Here is a 17020-nt window from a genome sequence, read left to right as displayed (position 1 = left end):
GGAGAAATTATGGCTACAGAAAAAAGTATGACAGTAAAAATCCTTCGTGAAACGCACAAGGTGTCAGACGAGGTAAAGGATAATCTCAAACAGTTCAACAAAGATAAAAAGAGCATCCTTGAGGCCCTTAAAGAGGGCGAGCAGACCATTGCACAACTGAGCAAAGCAACCGGAATGGACAGGGCAAAGACACTCTACATAACAATGTCACTGGCTAAGTTTGGTTTTGTTGCAACAGGTAAAGTGGACGACATGGATGAGTACTTCACCTATAAACTGAAAACAAAATGAGCAGGTTAGATACAAAATTTGGTAAAAAACTAAAAAAATACGGAGCTACAGAGTTCAACCGCTGCTACAACTGCGGAACCTGTACCGCTGTCTGCTCGCTTACAAACAGTGAGGACTCGTTCCCGCGTTCAATGGTGAGACTCAGCGCTGCAGGAGACCAGAAAGGGATTGAAAGTTCACTTAAACCATGGCTGTGCTACTATTGCGGCGAATGCTCAACAAGCTGCCCGCAAACAGCAAACCCTGGCGAGCTGATGATGTCCCTCAGAAGGTGGCTCACAGGCCGTTATGACTGGACCGGGTTGTCCGGACTATTCTACAGATCATCGCTGGTTACGATTATTGCGATGGTTCTGGTATTTGCAGGAGTGATTGGATATGCAGCTTATGAATCTTTTGACATGGAGCGCATTATGCACACAGCCCACTACTTTGAGATGTTTGCAATTATGGGAGTCTTTGCAGTTATCCTCCTTCCGAACATCATCAGAATGTGGTATCTGACAGTGATAAAGCCGGGCTACAAACTCCCGGTGAAGGTTTACGCCTCATCCATGAGCGAGCTCTTTATCCACATGTTCACACAAAAGAGGGCTTTAGGTTGCGACGACAACCAGGCAAGATGGTTCGCCCACCTTATCCTTGTGATCGGCTACCTGACACTCCTATTCACAACCGTATTCCTTGACTGGTTCTCAACAGAGAGTATGTTCGTAGTTATACTGGGATATGTGGTAAGTGCAATTGTATTTGCAGTGACATTCATATTTGTGCTGGGCCGAATCAAACAGAAGCAGGAGGTTGCAAAACACTCCCGGCCATCTGACTGGTTCTTCGTTATCTGGCTCTTCCTTATGGGAATCACAGCATTTGCAGTAAGACTCTTCATAGACCTTGACCTCCTGGCCGGGAACCTCTGGCTCTTCCTCTTCCACTTCACCATCCTGGCGCAGTGGGCACTAATCATAGTACCATTCGGTAAATGGACCCACTTCCTTTACAGGTCATTTGCGATGTACTTTGACAAGTTGCAGAAGAGCAAGTAACCAGGCGCAGCAATAAGCACTCCACCCTGAGACCTGCAGGAGCTTTTCCTCCTCGGCTGCCCTGCAGTCTGCGGCGGAGGCTCCTGCAGGTCTCAGGGCGGAGTGCTTATTGCAACCCGTGGCATTGTAACAAGCAGAAGCCGCGGGTTGACCTAAAGTTTCCCATGTCAAAGACCAGAAGTAATCTATATATATACTCGCACCGCTGTAACACGCTGATTACCTAAACATAAGCAATCCACCTGTCAGGTGACCTGACAGGTGGATTGTCTATACATTTATAATCTGAGACTTAGAACCGCACGGGTTTCGCAAAAATCATCTGCCGAATGGGCAACTCAGGCCGGGCGGGCGGGTAGGTTGACAGGGATATTCGTATATGTGCTTATAAATCTAGCAATTGCAAATTGCTTTTTGAAAAAGTTTTTAAAAAACCAATTCTTAAACACCTAACAACCTATTAGATAAACAAATATCCCTGTCAAACCCTCGCCCGCCTTCTGGCAATTCACCGCCTCCCGCCAAGTTTAAAAGGTGCTTCGCAGTTTATACGGCCGGTTATCCGTCATACCCGCACCTCTGTATAGCGCTGTTATTCTTCTTATTAACACTTTTTTACGGATGATCTGCAATGTAAACTATGTTAAAAAGATTGCCATGCCCCTACCTGAATCAACCGAGACACGAAGGAACCTCCGCCACAGCGAACAAAGTGAGCGAGGAGGAAAAGTTCCGGAGGGGCTGCGGGTGATTCAGGTAGGGATAAGGAGCAGGTCTTTGAGCGAAGGAACCTCCGCCGGAAGCAGCGAAGCGAATGAGGAGGAAAAGTTCCGGAGGGGCTGCGGGTGAGTGGTAAGGATTGCTGTAAATATTCAACCGATTTTCTTAGATTTACATAAGAATTACAGAAAAGTATGAATAACGAAAAAGTTGCGCTGGTTTGGCTGAGGAGGGATCTTAGGGCAAGTGACAATAAGGCGCTGGAGGCGGCTGTGGCGAGCGGATTGAGCGTAGTTCCGGTTTTTGTGTTTGACCCTGGAATCCTTGAGTTGTTGCCGAACAGTGAGGATAGGCGGGTTGAATTTATTATCCGGAGTTTGAGAAGGGTTGAGAGTGAGTTGGGGCCGATTCTCTGTTTTTATTGTAAACCCAAAGATGCATTTAAGTGGATACTTGATGGAGGCTTGCAGGCGGGTATTATGGATGGCATTGATTATTTGCCCGGGGCACTCTTCTTTAATGAGGATTACGAAACATTTGCTTTAAAGCGTGATAGTGAGGTTGAAGAGATTTTAAGACAGAGAGGTGTTCAAGTTTTTAAATTTACAGACCAGGTGATCTTCTCTCCTGACGATTCCAGAATCAGAAAACCGGACGGGAGTCCCTATACGATTTATACACCGTATTCTAAGAGGTGGCGGGTGGCGTATGAGGGTAGAGAAAGCGCAAGCGGAAACGGAAGTAGAAATGTGAGCAAAAGAGTGAGCGGGGAGATAAGTGGAAGAGGAACTTCAGAAGCCCAACTCTTGCTCGACTCCCCCACCCTTAAACTATTCGGTTCAACCCCCACTCCTGAACAAATCGGCTTTAAAACCATACAAAACCTTGGATTTGAAGATAATCCGGAACAGTTACTTCTGAAAATAAAAGAGACAATTCCCAGCTACCACAAAACCAGAGACATACCCGCATTAGATACCGGAACAACAAAAATCGGGATACACCTGAGATTCGGCACAATAAGCATAAGGGAGGCGGTGGCAATTGGGGCAAAATTAAACGACACATGGCTTGGTGAGCTTATATGGAGAGAATTTTTTATGCATATTATCAAGCACTTTCCATATTCTGAAGAGGCCCCTTTCAAAAAGCAGTACAATTTTATCCCCTGGAGAGACGACCAGCAGGAGATTGAGGCCTGGATGCGTGGAGAGACCGGCTATCCGCTTGTGGATGCAGGTATGCGTGAGCTAAACGAGACAGGGCATATGCATAATCGGGTTAGAATGGTGGTGGCCAGCTTCCTGACAAAACACCTGCTGACAGACTGGCGGATTGGCGAGAGCTATTTTGCCGCAAAACTCAATGACTACGAACTATCATCAAATGTTGGGAACTGGCAGTGGGCAGCCGGAACAGGCTGTGATGCAGCACCATATTTCAGAATTTTCAACCCATCAGAACAGGCCAGAAAATTTGACCCGCAAGGCAGCTATATCCGCCGCTGGGTTCCGGAGGCTATGGGCACAGATGGATCGGCCTATATTTCACCAATTGTTGAACACAAATTTGCCCGGGAGCGGGCACTTGCCGCTTATTTATCGAGCAGACAATAAAAAAAGGCCCCCATCCAGAGGCCTTATTATCAATTAGTTGCCAAAAACTGTGGCAAGGTTACATTTTGTCGTTTGAGCCTAACACATTAAGAATCTTGTGCTTGTAGAGCTCTTTAAGTGCGTCGCGGGCCGGGCCGAGGTATTTGCGCGGGTCGAATTCGGCAGGGCTTTGAGCGAATACTTTACGGATTGCTGCTGTCATTGCTAGACGGCCATCTGAATCGATGTTGATTTTGCAAACTGCACTAGCGGCTGCCATCCTTAGCTGCTCTTCAGGAATACCGATAGAATCTTCCAGCTTGCCTCCAAATTTATTGATGTCCGCAACCACATCCTGAGGAACGCTTGATGCTCCGTGAAGAACGATAGGGAATCCGGGAATTCTCTGCTCAATCTCTTTCAGAATGTCAAGACGGATTTCAGGTTTTTGTCCTGGTTTGAATTTGAAAGCACCATGTGAAGTACCTATTGAGATTGCCAGTGAATCAACACCTGTTCTCTTTACAAACTCCTCTACCTCTTCAGGTTGAGTATATGTGTGGTGTTCGGCAGAAACTTCATCTTCCACACCGGCAAGTACTCCAAGTTCCCCCTCAACGGTAACACCATGAGCATGTGCGTACTCCACAACCTGCTTTGTTAGCTCGATGTTCTTTTCGAATGAGTGGTGAGATCCGTCAATCATTACTGATGAGAATCCCATATCAATACAAGATTTGCAAAGCTCAAAGCTGTCACCGTGGTCAAGGTGAAGAACTATAGGAATATTTTGTCCAAGCTCTTTTGCGTACTCTACAGCACCCTGAGCCATATATCTGAGCAAAGTTTGATTTGCATATTTGCGTGCACCGCTTGAAACCTGAAGAATAACAGGCGATTTTGTCTCAACACAGGCAGAGATAATTGCCTGCATCTGCTCCATGTTGTTAAAATTGAAAGCCGGAATAGCGTATCCGCCCTTTACTGCCTTGGCAAAAAGCTCTTTTGAGTTTACCAGGCCTAGTTCTTTGTATGAAATCATTTTATATAATTTGTTTGGAGTTATTATTTCTGAATATCAATTATCATGAATTGCTGCATCGATTCAATCAAAAATCATGCAAAAATACAAATTTATAAGCTTAAACACTAACTTTGCATAAAACACTGAAAAGATGAAAACTCATATCCTTCAGGAAACCAACTGGGAGAGCGTCAAAAATTCTCTTTACAATGTGGCAATTCTCCCATGGGGAGCCACTGAAGCGCATAACCTCCACCTGGCATACGGTACAGACACAATTCTGGCAGAAAGAATCGCGGCAGATGCTGCAGAAATTGCAAATCTCAGCGGTGCCGGAGCAATAGTTTTGCCATCCATAGCATATGGAGTAAACAGCGGACAGATGGAGATACCGCTCTGTATGCATATGAACCCTACGACTCAGCTTTCCATTCTCAGAGATATCCTGTATGTTTTGGACACGCACGAAATCAGAAGATTTGTCATAATAAACGGACACGGAGGAAACGCTTTCCAGCCATTAATCAGAGAGTTATCTTTAGAATTTCCTGACATAGTAATGTCATATGTTAATTGGTGGACAGTTGCAAAGGCCGATAAGTACTTTGTAGAGCCGGGCGACCATGCAGGTGAACTGGAGACATCGGCAATGATGTACACCAATCCTAACCTTGTAGCTCCGCTTGACGAAGCAGGGACAGGGGCCGAGACAAAGTTTAAAATTGAGGGGCTTCGTGAAAAGTGGGCATGGACTCCAAGAAGGTGGATCTACATCTCTGAAGATACAGGTGTGGGTAATCCAAAAAAAGCGACAAAAGAGAAGGGAGAACTCTTTGTAAAACAGTGCACAGAGAAAATAGCAAAATTTATTCTGGAATTTTCACAGATAGAAAATGAGGAGGATCTCTATGAATAATTCTAAAAATTCAGTTACTAAAAATGTTCTAATTGTATCTGCCCCGTCAGGTGGAGGCAAAAGCACCATAGTGGGGCATCTGTTGAAAACCTTTAACTGCTTTGACTTCTCGGTATCGGCAACATCAAGGGCTCCCAGAGGGGCGGAGGTTCATGGAAAGGAGTACTTCTTCCTCTCTGAGGCCGAGTTTAAAAGCATGGTTTCTGCCGGAGAATTTGTTGAGCACGAAGAGGTATATCCCGGATTATTCTATGGAACCCTCAAAAGCGAAGTTGAACGAATCTGGGGCAATGGAAAGATTATCCTCTTTGACATAGATGTTATGGGAGGAATGAATCTTAAAAAGCTTTACGGCGACAAAGCTCTCTCACTTTTTATTGCCCCTCCATCCCTGGAGACCCTTCGCGAAAGACTTGTAAAGCGCGGCACCGATACGCCGGAAGCAATTGAAAAAAGAGTAGCCAAGGCTGAGAAAGAGATGCTATACTCAGGTAATTTTGACAAAATCCTTATAAACGATGACCTGCAAACTGCACTTAATGAGGTGGAGTTAATTATAAGAGAGAACTTCTGAACTTATGCGTACAGCCCTTTACTTTGGATCATTCAACCCATTTCACGCAGGGCACGCCGCCATTGCAAGGTGGATTCTTACAGAGGGCGGACTCCACAGGCTCGTACTAGTTGTTAGCCCGAAAAACCCACTTAAAGAGAGAGTAGAGAGCTCTCCCCTTCAGAGGCTGGATCAGGTGCGCGAGGCGGCTGCCAGGCTCTCCGCCGAGCCGGAGTTGAAAAACAGAGGCAAGAAAATCGATGTGTCAGATATTGAATTCTCAATGGAAGAGCCACTCTACACAATCAACACTCTTAGAAAGTTTCGGGAGACAGAGCCCGGCGTTGAACACATACTTATAATAGGATCGGATAACCTTGAGGTAATTGAGAAGTGGAACTCCTGGCGCAACCTTCTTGATGAATTTGAAGTGTGGGTTTATCCGCGCCGTCAGTCACCCGCCGGAGCATGCTCGGCAGAAGCCCCACAATCCACTCAGGTTGCTTCTCTATGCGCCCAATACGGTGTCAAACTAATTGACGCCCCCTACCTGGACATCTCCTCCACACAAATCCGCGAAATGGAACTCCGCGGCGAAGCTACTGACTCACTCAAATACTGATTTACAATTTACACTAAAATCCAAAACCCGCAGCGCTGTAACTAGCTTGCTGTGTGCGCATTGACACTTAATCCCGCGGATGATCCGCGGGATTAAGTGTTATATTGAAGATATACAGAGCGTTAAAGTGGTGCGGGTAAGATGTTTACAGCGAGATTTAGAATTGGCATCCACTACTTGCCCACAACAGCAATAAAGTGGTCCCAGAGGGGATCTATCGGTGGCGGGGCGGTGATGAAGATTTGGGTTTTCTTTATGGGGTGGGTGAATTTGACACTGCGGGAGTGAAGTGAGATGCTGCCGTCTCGGTTTGAGCGTGGTGAGCCGTATTTGAGGTCGCCTTTGATGGGGCAGCCGATGGCGGCGAGCTGGCAGCGGATTTGGTGGTGCCGGCCTGTAAGAAGTTCTACTTCGATGAGGTTGTACCGGTCTCCTGTGGCTATGAGTTTGTAGTTGAGACGGGCCTCCTTGGAGCCGTTACGCTCTTTATCGTATGCGTATGATTTGTTCTGCTGCTCGTTACGGTAGAGGTAGTGGCGGAGCGAGCCCGCCTCCTTCTGAGGCCGGCTCGCCGTAATGGCCCAGTATTTTTTCTCAATTGCCCCCTCCCTGAACATCTCATTCAGACGCTCAAGGGCCTTAGATGTCTTTGCAAATATTGCAATTCCGCTCACCGGTCTGTCCAATCTGTGAGGCACACCAATAAACGCCGCGCCCGGCTTTGCATCCCGGCGCGCAATAAACCCCGCCACAATCTCGCTCAGCGGAGTATCTCCTGTCTTGTCACCCTGTACAATCTCCCCCGGCCTCTTATTCACAATAATTATATGATTGTCTTCAAACAAGATATCCAGCCACTCAGCAGAGTTTTTCTGCGCAGTTTTACCCAAGATCCCCCTATTATTTTCGCTCATTTTAATCAATTTCAGATGTGCAAATCTAGACAAATAATTACAGAATCAACAATGCCTTCTGACACCTTGTCAGTATTTCTGTATTGGCACAATGTTAGAAGTATTGAGGCAGACCCTAAGGGGAAAACCACTCAACAAAGTAAACAATTAAAAAATCAATATAAAATGGGAAAAATAATAGGAATTGACCTGGGCACTACCAACTCCTGCGTTGCAGTGATGGAGGGAAATGAACCGGCAGTAATAATCAACAGTGAGGGTAAAAGAACCACACCATCCATTGTTGCATTTGCAGACAATGGTGAGAGAAAAATCGGCGACCCTGCAAAGAGGCAAGCAATTACAAATCCAACAAGAACCATATTCTCAATAAAGAGATTTATGGGGGAGACCTTTGACCGTGTATCACAAGAGGTTGGCAGAGTTCCTTACAAAGTTGACAAGGGGGACAACAACACACCACGCGTAAACATAGACGGAAGACTATACACACCACAAGAGATATCGGCAATTGTCCTACAAAAGATGAAGAAGACAGCAGAAGACTATTTGGGACAAGAGGTAACAGAGGCAGTTATCACCGTTCCGGCATACTTCAGCGACTCACAAAGACAAGCAACCAAAGAGGCAGGCGAAATCGCAGGTCTTAAGGTGAGAAGAATCATCAACGAGCCTACCGCAGCAGCCCTTGCATACGGACTTGACAAGATGCACAGAGACATGAAGGTTGCAGTGTTTGACCTTGGTGGCGGTACATTCGACATATCAATTCTGGAATTAGGTGAAGGAGTATTTGAAGTAAAATCCACAAACGGTGACACACACCTTGGCGGTGACGACTTTGACCAGATGATCATTGACTGGCTGGCAGATGAATTCAAAAACGAAAATAACCTTGACCTTCGTAAAGACCCGATGGCCCTTCAGAGGCTTAAAGAGGCAGCTGAGAAGGCAAAGATTGAACTCTCAAGCCAGACATCAACAGAGATCAACCTCCCATACATTATGCCGGTTGACGGCGTTCCAAAACACCTTGTAAAAACACTTACAAGAGCAAAATTTGAACAACTTTGTGACTCACTCATTCAGAGAACCGTTGAGCCATGCCGCAAAGCCCTCAGCGATGCAGGACTAAAGGCAGCAGACATAGACGAAGTTCTCCTTGTAGGAGGTTCAACCAGAATCCCTGCCATCCAGCAAATAGTAGAGAAATTCTTCGGCAAAGCCCCAAGCAAAGGCGTTAACCCGGACGAAGTAGTAGCAGTAGGTGCAGCCATCCAGGGCGGCGTACTCTCAGGCGACGTAAAAGACGTACTCCTTCTGGACGTTACACCACTTTCACTCGGCATCGAGACCTACGGCTCCGTGATGACCAAACTCATCGAGTCAAACACCACCATCCCTACCCGCAAGTCCGAGGTATTCAGCACCGCCAGCGACAACCAGCCTTCCGTAGAGATTCACGTTCTACAGGGAGAGAGACCAATGGCTAAAGACAACAAAACCATAGGCCGATTCCACCTTGACGGTATCGCTCCTGCACCAAGAGGCGTTCCACAAATTGAGGTGACATTCGACATCGACGCAAACGGAATCCTCCACGTATCCGCAAAAGACAAAGGAACCGGCAAAGAGCAGAAGATCAGAATTGAAGCTTCAAGCGGACTTACCGAGGCAGAAATCCAAAAGATGCGCGACGAGGCAAAAGCAAACGAAGCAGCCGACAAGGCCGAAAGAGAGCGCGTAGACAAAATCAACGCAGCCGACGCAATGATATTCCAGACCGAGAAGAACCTCAAAGAGTACGGCGATAAGATATCGGCAGACAAAAAAGCCCCTATCGAAACCGCCCTCAACAACCTCAAAGAGGCACACAAATCTCAGAACCTGGAAGCCATTGACAAAGCTACCGAAGAGATGAACACCGCATGGCACGCCGCCTCAGAAGAGATGGCCAAAGCCGCCCAGTCCGGCCCACAACCCGGCGCCGACCAACAAGGCCCAGGCCCAGGCGCAAACCAAAACTCCGGCTCCGGCGACCAAGAGGTAACAGACGCGGATTTTGAGGAGGTAAAGTAAGCGAATAAGCAAGCGGAAAAAAGCCGCAAATTTCGCGAAGCGAAAATAGAGGAAGGCTCATTATGGATGACCAAGCTTGTTTGGTCAAACATAGGAGCCTTTCTCTTTTACGGGCTCTTAGCCCGCAGCGGCTATTTTTCCCGAGCGGGAGCGACACCCGGCGCCCTGCACCTGGCGCGCCGGAACTACGACCGACAAGTCACCTGCTACTACCTCAGGGGTAAATGGCCAGATAGCTGGTTTTGAGCGTATTATGAAAAATTTAAGAAAGTACACAACACGCTAATTATCAACTGTCTGGCCATTTACCCCTGAGGTAGCGACTACGTCGACGACGACACCCGGCCGGTTCCCGGCCGTATAAACTGCGAAGCACCTTTTTTCATTGTCAAAACCTGTCAATCCCCCACCCTAACTTTGTACCATAATTTAAAAAACGACAAGTTATGGACACAAATGAACTTATACGGGAGTGGCTGTTTGATCTGCTTGCAATTCAGTGGGAGATTGAGGAGAACGGCGGAACAGGCAACTGGGAGAATGCACAGCTGGTGCTTAAACACACAGACCTGCGCTATAAAATTGCAGACACAATAGGCCTTAACGACACCAGGGAAAATATGAGACTTTTCATTGCCGACAACCCCACCAACGAGGAGGAGATTGACAAAATTATGGGCCGACTCTCCACCGCCACCACAAAGCAGTTTCTGAGGGAGATGAACTATGACTATCTTGAGGTTTGATTCACTTTTTCAACCATTTTGACTAACTTTGTTATATGAGCAACAACCGGAAAATATATATCTCAAAAGGGACTGAGACCATTGACGGAAAAAGCAAAATTAAAGCATATGCTCTTTTTGAAAGTTTAAATAACGGTAGCATAGAGGTAGGCACTACCAAAGGCCTGCAGCAAATACACGCATATCTTTTTGGAGGACTTTACGATTTTGCGGGTAAAATCAGAAACAACAATATATCCAAAGGGGGCTTCCAATTTGCATCTGCACTATATCTGAACGACACTCTGAGCCAGATAGAAAAAATGGCTCAAAGCACATTTGATGAAATCGTGGACAAGTACGTTGAGATGAATATCGCCCATCCATTTATGGAAGGCAACGGACGAACAATGCGCATCTGGCTTGACTTGATATTCAAAAGCAGTATGAAATTATGTGTTGACTGGAGTAAGATTAACAAAGCCGAATATTTAAACGCTATGGTAAAAAGTCCGGCAGACAGTTCAAATTTAAAGAGCCTCATAAAAAACGCCCTCACTGATGAAATAAACAGTCGGGAGACCTATATGAGGGGGATTGATTACTCTTACTATTACGAAGAAGCAGAGTAATTTTGAAAAGCAATCTCACAATAACCAATCAACTTTTAGAAGATTAAGCCAGAACACACACCGGTTTGATATTTTGATATTCTAGAATTTGCTAGAAGCAAGTATTGGATTAGAAATAATAAAATTTTAATTTTATAGCGACAGAAATAACCCGTAATTGTAATGGTCTAAAAATTTTGGACAGAAATTTAATTGTTTATTAATTCCTGTCCAAAATTTTTAGACCATTACAAAATGTTGATGTAACAATTTTTTGACAGAACAAGTAACTTAAAATAAATGGATAAGCAACTTTCCAACATTATTGTGGACTACATAAAGTCACAAGCACGTAACAAGATCATTTTTCACTCACAGGATCTTTCCGAGCTAGAATCTATAAATATCGGGTTGCGAATATCTGAGAGTATCTATAATTTAATTGAGCCGGGAAGAATTCCTATGAGGATTTCTTTAGAATTGGATAGGATCCTCAATGCAGCAATCTCTAATCACGATCTTTTTAGGGAATATTTATCCATTAATAATCTGGGCGTCCTTTTCGAACCAGCATTAAAAATCGATTTCAATAGGATACTAGACAGCTACTCGCAAAATAACGTGCTTTTCGTCAAATGGAAAGGAGAAATTGATGCAGATAACATCTACTTTCTGACCAAAGAAAACGGAATCAAAATAAATATCAAGAACTTAAGCCATATCGTAATATGAAGTATAAAGAACTATTGAACTTCGAACCCATCACCGAAGTAGTAAAATTTAGCCGGACAAGTGAATCAGATTATCGGAAATCATTGATTAAAACCTTTGTGTTCTCTGATACGTTCAAAAATCATCTCATACCCTTGATGATTCGAAACCTTGATTTTAACTATTCCGGAGAATCATTTGGCTTGCAGGTTGTCGGCAACTATGGTACCGGTAAATCGCATTTGATGTCACTAGTATCCTTGCTTGCTGAAGATGCATCGTTAATTGACTTAGTGAATGACGAAAAGCCTAAAAAGGAATTAAAAGCTATTGCCGGAAAATTCAAAGTATTGCGTTTTGAATTGGGTAATACCGAAAGTCTTTGGGAGGTGATCACATATCAAATAGAAAATTACCTCAAAAGCCAGGGAATCAATTTCTCGTTTGATGGACACGGCCCTAAGCCCTATTTCGATAAGCTGCTTTTAATGATGGCTGAGTTCGAAGATAAATTCCCGGACAAAGGCTTCCTTATCGTCATTGATGAGATGCTTGCCTATCTGAAAGGCCGTAGTGCAGCCGATAAACTGAATCAGGATTTAGCCGTGCTACAGGCATTGGGACAGGCCTGCGACAAGTCAAAGTTTAAATTCATTTTTGGTGTTCAGGAAATGATTTATCATTCGCCCGAATTCCAATTTGCGGCTGATATGCTGCAGAAAGTAAACGACAGATACAAGGACATCATGATTACCAAAGAAGATGTAGCCTTCATCGTAAAAAACCGTTTGCTGCGAAAAGACGAACACCAAAAGCAAAAAATTAAATCACACCTTGATCCCTTTTTGGCTCTTTTCACAGACATGCACGGACGTACACAGGATTATGTGGACCTCTACCCTGTTCATCCAACCTATTTTGAAAATTTCGAAAAAATCAGAATCGGGAAAAGCCAACGTGAAATCCTTAAAACGCTATCCAATCAGTTTTCCGAAATTTTAGAGCAAGAAGTACCCAAAGACAATCCCGGATTACTCACCTACGATCGCTATTGGGAAGATATACAGAGAAGTCAAGACTTAATGGCAGTCCCGGATATTCGAAAAGTAAAGGAGATAACCGACACCATTCAGGATAAAGTAGAATCGTACTTCACCGGAGTGAGGGTTTCAAAAAAAACGGTAGCCAAACGCATTGTTAATGCGTGTGCTATAAAAATCTTACAACACGAACTTCAAAAACAAAATGGAACCAATACTGAACACCTTGTTGATGATTTATGCCTAACCGATAAACTAGCCACTGACCGTGATTTCTTAATCGACATTATTGATTCGGCAGCGCAGCAAATCATTACTGCAACATCCGGTCAGTACTTTGATAAAAACGCAGAGAATGCCGAATACCACTTACGCATTGAAGGCGGAGTCAATTTCGACCAAAAGATAAAGGACTATGCGGCAACCATGGCCGACTCCCAAAAGGATGAATACTTCTTTAAATTTTTGGAAGTAAACCTTCCGCTTGATCATGATACCTACCGTACAGGCTTTCGTATATGGGAACATAGCATCGACTGGAAATCGCACAAAACCTATCGTGACGGGTATATCTTCTTCGGCAATCCCAACGAAAAATCCACCACTCATCCTCGTCAGCATTTTTACATGTACTTTATGCCTATCTTCGATGAGAGCAAGAAAAGTCGCAATCACGAAGAGGATGAAATATATTTTGTTTTTGATGGCTTGTCTAAAGAGTTCAAGGAAGCAGTGACACTCTATGGTGCTGCCCTGGCATTGGAAGTGCGATCAGATAGTTCACAGAAGCCCATTTACCGCCAAAAGATTGAGGAACTGAATAAAAAAGCCAGAGCACTTTTTGACCAGGAATATGTGCAAATAACCCAGGTGGACTATCAGGGCAAAGAACTTCCTTTGAGCGGATACCCACTGCCTGGTGCTGGCTCCACTAAAGAGCAAATCTTCTCTACTGTGGCATCTATTGTGTTTGAAAATTGGTTTGAAGACGAACGTCCCAATTATCCCAAGTTTACACAACTCAATTCCTCAGTAGCTAAAGAAAACTTTGACCGAATGGTCAAACAAGCACTTATAAAAGTATCTAACCCCGAACAAGCAAACCGAGACGGGGAAGGTATTTTAACGGGTTTGGGATGTTGGGTACCTGGCATGCTTGATTACAGTCATTCTCCTTATGCTAAGAGTTTATTAAAACTATTGGCTGATAAAGGAGAAGGGAAAGTACTAAATCGAGATGAAATTATTGAATATGTGGATAGAAGCGATAACCTGTGGCTCACCAAAGATTTTCAGATTGAAGCCGAACTGGAATTTGTAGTTATGGCTACACTGGCAGCTTTGGGTGAAATTGAAATCACCTTGAATTCCGGAAAGTCTATCAATTCAACGAATCTCAATGAACTGAAGGATATCCAAAAACAGGACTTCTACTCTTTCACGCACATCAAGCCACCCAAAGGACTAAACCTCGCTGCGCTGAAAACTATGTTTATGGGCATGTTGGGTCGGGATTTAAGCAATCAGCTTAAAGACCCTTCAACATATACGCATCTGGTAAGCGCTGCCAACGATTGGGCAAAACGCACTGTAACCCTGCTCGGCAAAATTCAGGGAGGGTACATTTTTAAAGGCATCGATATTGTAAGCACCGAGCAGGCAAGCAAATACCGTCAACACTTCACAGCATTCTCCGGTTTCTGCGACAAGCTGGCCAATTATACATCCGAGGCCAAGATTAAAAACTTCGCTTTTTCTGTGGATGACTTGAACCGCATCCTGCCTGCTAAAGCCGAAGTGGAACAATTGGAAAAGCAACTGGCTGAACTAAATCTGCTGAATGAGGACATTTCCTATTTGCAGCAATGCAAACAGTTCATTACCGACAATGCCTTCAAAGAAGAGGTGTCGGAAGCCATCCATCAATTGGCTCTGGTTTTGGGTAAGGACGATGAAGCGGAACTGGAAAAGTACAAAAAGCAGCTCCATCAACTCAAAGAGCGCTATGCCGATTGGTACCTTGATTTGTACTTGAAGCACCGCATCAGCCAAAAAGATCATACCCAAAAAATAGCGCTGCTCGACTCGGATTCAAAAGCCATCTGCGATATCCTGAAAGATGCCGATTTCCTTTCTTCAGGTCAGTTCATGCAGTGGCTCCAAAAAATCAACAAACTGCAACCGGCCGATAGCAAAGTGAACAAGAACCTGATACTGACAGCTCCCTATCAGGATTTCAACCCGGCTGATTTTGAAGGAGCCGAAGTGCTGAATGTAAAGCAACTGAAAACAGACCTGGAAGAACTGCTGGACCAATGGACCGGTACGCTCAAAGACACCCTGGATGACCCCATGGTGAAAAAGAAAATGAACCTATTGGATGACGCTACCCAAAAATTGCTTTCTGATTTTAAATCCGGAGCCATAGATCTGGCTAAAGACAATGCCCTGCGCATCCGCAATGCCATTATGGATTTACACAAAGGTTTAGAAAAAGTGGAGCTGTGTATCGAGAGCATGAAAAGCACGTTCAATAAGCCACTCACTCCCGATGAAGCCATTGAAGCCTTCAAAGCCTACATTGACCAAATCGCCAAGGGCAAAGAGCGGGATAAAATCAGAATCATTTTGAAGTAATGGAAGAAATATGACTAAAGCAGAATTGATAGAAAGAATTGCGGAAATTGAATGGGAAGACTTTGAAGTAAAGGCAGCCGCTTCTGAAATCCCTAAAAACACATGGGAGACAGTTTCTGCATTTGCTAATACCAATGGCGGCTGGCTCATTTTGGGCATTGTGCAAAAAGGCAATACCTTTGAAATTGCAGGCGTAAAAAACCCTGAAAAACTGGAACAAGATTTTCTAAATACTTTGCGTAGCGAAAAGTTCAATGCGAAAATTACTTCCCAACAATCCATCCTAAACTTCGATGGCAAATCCGTACTCTGTTTTTATATAGAACCTTCTGCCGATAAACCTATTTATTTCAACACGCTCTCCAATACTTTTATTCGAAGAGGTAGTGCCGACCAACGTGCCAGTAAAATTGAAATAGATGCAATGTACCGCGATCAGGCTTTTGGTACTAAAACTTCACAGGTGGCAGCAGGTACGCAGCAAAATTACCTGCATCTAAATTCTATCGATAGATACCGTGACTATATGTCCCGTTTTAATCCTGCGGTAAGCTATAACCGATATACAACCGATGAGTTTCTCGAAAAACTTCGCATCACCGAAAACGGCATGCTTACCTACAGCGGATTGCTGATGTTTGGGCAGCGGACATTCATTGAAAAATATTTTCCCGACTTTCGGATTGATTTGCTCGAGGTGCCCGGGACTTCCTATACGGATGCCAAAATAAGATATACCTACCGGCTGGAGGAGCAAGAAAATATCTGGGAATATTACTTTGCCTGCTTTGAACGTTTGAAACAAAAAGTAGATGTGCGCTTCAATTTAACAGCCGAAGGTTTCGGGCAAGAACTATCGCCCGGATTAGAAGCTATTCGAGAAGCTTTGGTCAATATGCTGATGCATGCCGATTATTTTGCACCCGGCCATGCCCGCATCAGGATTTTTACTGATCACATAGAATTTTACAACCCGGGCGGATTACCTAAACCCGTTGAAGAATTGAAAGCCAAAGACCTTTCTTTGCCGCGAAATCCCATTATCACTAAGCTCTTTCGTATGGTAAAACTGGCGGAAAATGTGGGTTTTGGCTTAGATAAAATTGAAAGCAACTGGCAACTGTACAACCAAACCACACCAGAGATTCTACGTGAATTTGATAGTACCATCATGAAACTCGCGATAAAAGACACCGATAAAGACACTGATAGAGACACCGATACATGGGGTAAAAAGTGGGGTGAAAAGTGGGGTGAAAAGTGGGGTGAAAAGTGGGGTGATCACTGGGAACAACACTGGCCTGAAATAGAGAATTGGTGGAAGCAGGAATTACATATAAGTCTGAACCGGAGCGAGATAAAAATCCTTGATATGATGGCTGCCATACCCGATGTTTCGATGCTAAAACTGGCCGAAACCATTGGTATTGTAGAAACCGCTATTGGCAACAACATCAAAAAACTCAAAGAAAAAGAAATTATTCAACGGGTAGGCCCTGCAAAGGGCGGCTATTGGAAAATCATCAAATAAATATA

At 44.4% G+C, this 17020-nt stretch carries 13 protein-coding genes and 1 pseudogene; 12 read left to right on the top strand and 2 right to left on the bottom strand.

The genetic code is table 11. From position 1 onward, the window contains the following. Positions 1-9: 9 nt before the first annotated feature. From U5907_00275 to U5907_00265, 3 genes are all read left to right on the top strand, one after another. Entirely contained in the window at positions 10-291 is a 282-nt protein-coding gene (locus tag U5907_00275) for a helix-turn-helix domain-containing protein (protein WRQ33101.1), read from the top strand. Continuing rightward, positions 288-1337 (top strand): 4Fe-4S dicluster domain-containing protein, encoded by a 1050-nt coding sequence (locus tag U5907_00270; GenBank protein WRQ33100.1) that lies wholly within the window; start codon positions 288-290, stop codon positions 1335-1337. The genes U5907_00275 and U5907_00270 overlap by 4 nt, the downstream gene beginning before the upstream one ends. Positions 1338-2251: 914 nt before the next feature. Beyond that, positions 2252-3673: a deoxyribodipyrimidine photo-lyase gene (locus U5907_00265; protein ID WRQ33099.1), complete on the top strand. Its 1422-nt coding sequence runs from the start codon at positions 2252-2254 to the stop codon at positions 3671-3673. A 58-nt stretch (positions 3674-3731) separates the two neighbouring features. Here U5907_00265 and U5907_00260 read toward each other — a convergent pair whose 3' ends face one another. Further along, a complete protein-coding gene (locus U5907_00260) occupies positions 3732-4694 on the bottom strand; it encodes a class II fructose-bisphosphate aldolase (protein ID WRQ33098.1) in 963 nt (320 codons plus the stop codon). A 133-nt stretch (positions 4695-4827) separates the two neighbouring features. Between U5907_00260 and U5907_00255 the strand changes: the two genes are divergently transcribed. The 3 genes from U5907_00255 to nadD are packed head-to-tail and all read left to right on the top strand — an operon-like array spanning position 4828 to position 6767. Then, positions 4828-5592: a creatininase family protein gene (locus U5907_00255; GenBank protein ID WRQ33097.1), complete on the top strand. Its 765-nt coding sequence runs from the start codon at positions 4828-4830 to the stop codon at positions 5590-5592. Beyond that, entirely contained in the window at positions 5585-6166 is a 582-nt protein-coding gene (gmk, locus tag U5907_00250; GenBank protein ID WRQ33096.1) for a guanylate kinase, read from the top strand. The genes U5907_00255 and gmk overlap by 8 nt, the downstream gene beginning before the upstream one ends. A 4-nt stretch (positions 6167-6170) precedes the next feature. Further along, on the top strand, positions 6171-6767 hold the full coding sequence (nadD, locus tag U5907_00245; protein WRQ33095.1) for a nicotinate (nicotinamide) nucleotide adenylyltransferase: 597 nt from the start codon (positions 6171-6173) through the stop codon (positions 6765-6767). 173 nt (positions 6768-6940) lie between these two features. On the opposite strand, the gene U5907_00240 is transcribed toward nadD, so the two are convergent. Then, complete coding sequence (locus U5907_00240; GenBank protein ID WRQ34106.1) at positions 6941-7621, bottom strand: RNA pseudouridine synthase; 681 nt, start codon at positions 7619-7621, stop codon at positions 6941-6943. A gap of 225 nt (positions 7622-7846) precedes the next feature. Here U5907_00240 and dnaK point away from each other — a divergent pair, with 225 nt between their 5' ends. The 6 genes and pseudogenes from dnaK to U5907_00210 all read left to right on the top strand — a co-directional run bounded on the left by dnaK (position 7847) and on the right by U5907_00210 (position 17015). Further along, positions 7847-9760 (top strand): molecular chaperone DnaK, encoded by a 1914-nt coding sequence (dnaK, locus tag U5907_00235; GenBank protein ID WRQ34105.1) that lies wholly within the window; start codon positions 7847-7849, stop codon positions 9758-9760. A 446-nt stretch (positions 9761-10206) separates the two neighbouring features. Beyond that, a complete protein-coding gene (locus U5907_00230) occupies positions 10207-10506 on the top strand; it encodes a hypothetical protein (GenBank protein ID WRQ33094.1) in 300 nt (99 codons plus the stop codon). Positions 10507-10583: 77 nt separating this feature from the next. After that, positions 10584-11117, top strand: a pseudogene (locus U5907_00225) (Fic family protein). A 279-nt stretch (positions 11118-11396) separates the two neighbouring features. After that, positions 11397-11828, top strand: a complete 432-nt coding sequence (locus tag U5907_00220; protein ID WRQ33093.1) for a hypothetical protein — start codon at positions 11397-11399, stop codon at positions 11826-11828. Continuing rightward, positions 11825-15484, top strand: coding sequence for a DUF6079 family protein (locus tag U5907_00215; protein WRQ33092.1), 3660 nt, complete (start codon positions 11825-11827; stop codon positions 15482-15484). Before U5907_00220 ends, U5907_00215 begins: the two co-directional genes overlap by 4 nt. 10 nt (positions 15485-15494) lie before the next feature. Then, positions 15495-17015 carry an RNA-binding domain-containing protein gene (locus U5907_00210; protein ID WRQ33091.1) on the top strand — a complete coding sequence of 507 codons (1521 nt, stop codon included), beginning with the start codon at positions 15495-15497 and terminating at the stop codon, positions 17013-17015. Positions 17016-17020: the final 5 nt, after the last annotated feature.

The sequence above is a fragment of the Bacteroidales bacterium MB20-C3-3 genome, from assembly GCA_035609245.1.
GTDB lineage: Bacteria > Bacteroidota > Bacteroidia > Bacteroidales > UBA932 > Bact-08.
The sequence above is the reverse complement of the archived record's forward strand: the minus strand, read 5'-3'. Positions and strand labels throughout refer to the sequence as shown.

Coding starts and splice junctions, on each gene's coding strand:
- U5907_00270 (WRQ33100.1), top strand. CDS start 288: ATGAGCAGGTTAGATACAAAATTTGGTAAAAAACTAAAAAAATACGGA.
- U5907_00255 (WRQ33097.1), top strand. CDS start 4,828: ATGAAAACTCATATCCTTCAGGAAACCAACTGGGAGAGCGTCAAAAAT.
- U5907_00220 (WRQ33093.1), top strand. CDS start 11,397: ATGGATAAGCAACTTTCCAACATTATTGTGGACTACATAAAGTCACAA.
- dnaK (WRQ34105.1), top strand. CDS start 7,847: ATGGGAAAAATAATAGGAATTGACCTGGGCACTACCAACTCCTGCGTT.
- U5907_00275 (WRQ33101.1), top strand. CDS start 10: ATGGCTACAGAAAAAAGTATGACAGTAAAAATCCTTCGTGAAACGCAC.
- U5907_00215 (WRQ33092.1), top strand. CDS start 11,825: ATGAAGTATAAAGAACTATTGAACTTCGAACCCATCACCGAAGTAGTA.
- gmk (WRQ33096.1), top strand. CDS start 5,585: ATGAATAATTCTAAAAATTCAGTTACTAAAAATGTTCTAATTGTATCT.
- U5907_00260 (WRQ33098.1), bottom strand. CDS start 4,694: ATGATTTCATACAAAGAACTAGGCCTGGTAAACTCAAAAGAGCTTTTT.
- U5907_00210 (WRQ33091.1), top strand. CDS start 15,495: ATGACTAAAGCAGAATTGATAGAAAGAATTGCGGAAATTGAATGGGAA.
- U5907_00230 (WRQ33094.1), top strand. CDS start 10,207: ATGGACACAAATGAACTTATACGGGAGTGGCTGTTTGATCTGCTTGCA.
- U5907_00265 (WRQ33099.1), top strand. CDS start 2,252: ATGAATAACGAAAAAGTTGCGCTGGTTTGGCTGAGGAGGGATCTTAGG.
- nadD (WRQ33095.1), top strand. CDS start 6,171: ATGCGTACAGCCCTTTACTTTGGATCATTCAACCCATTTCACGCAGGG.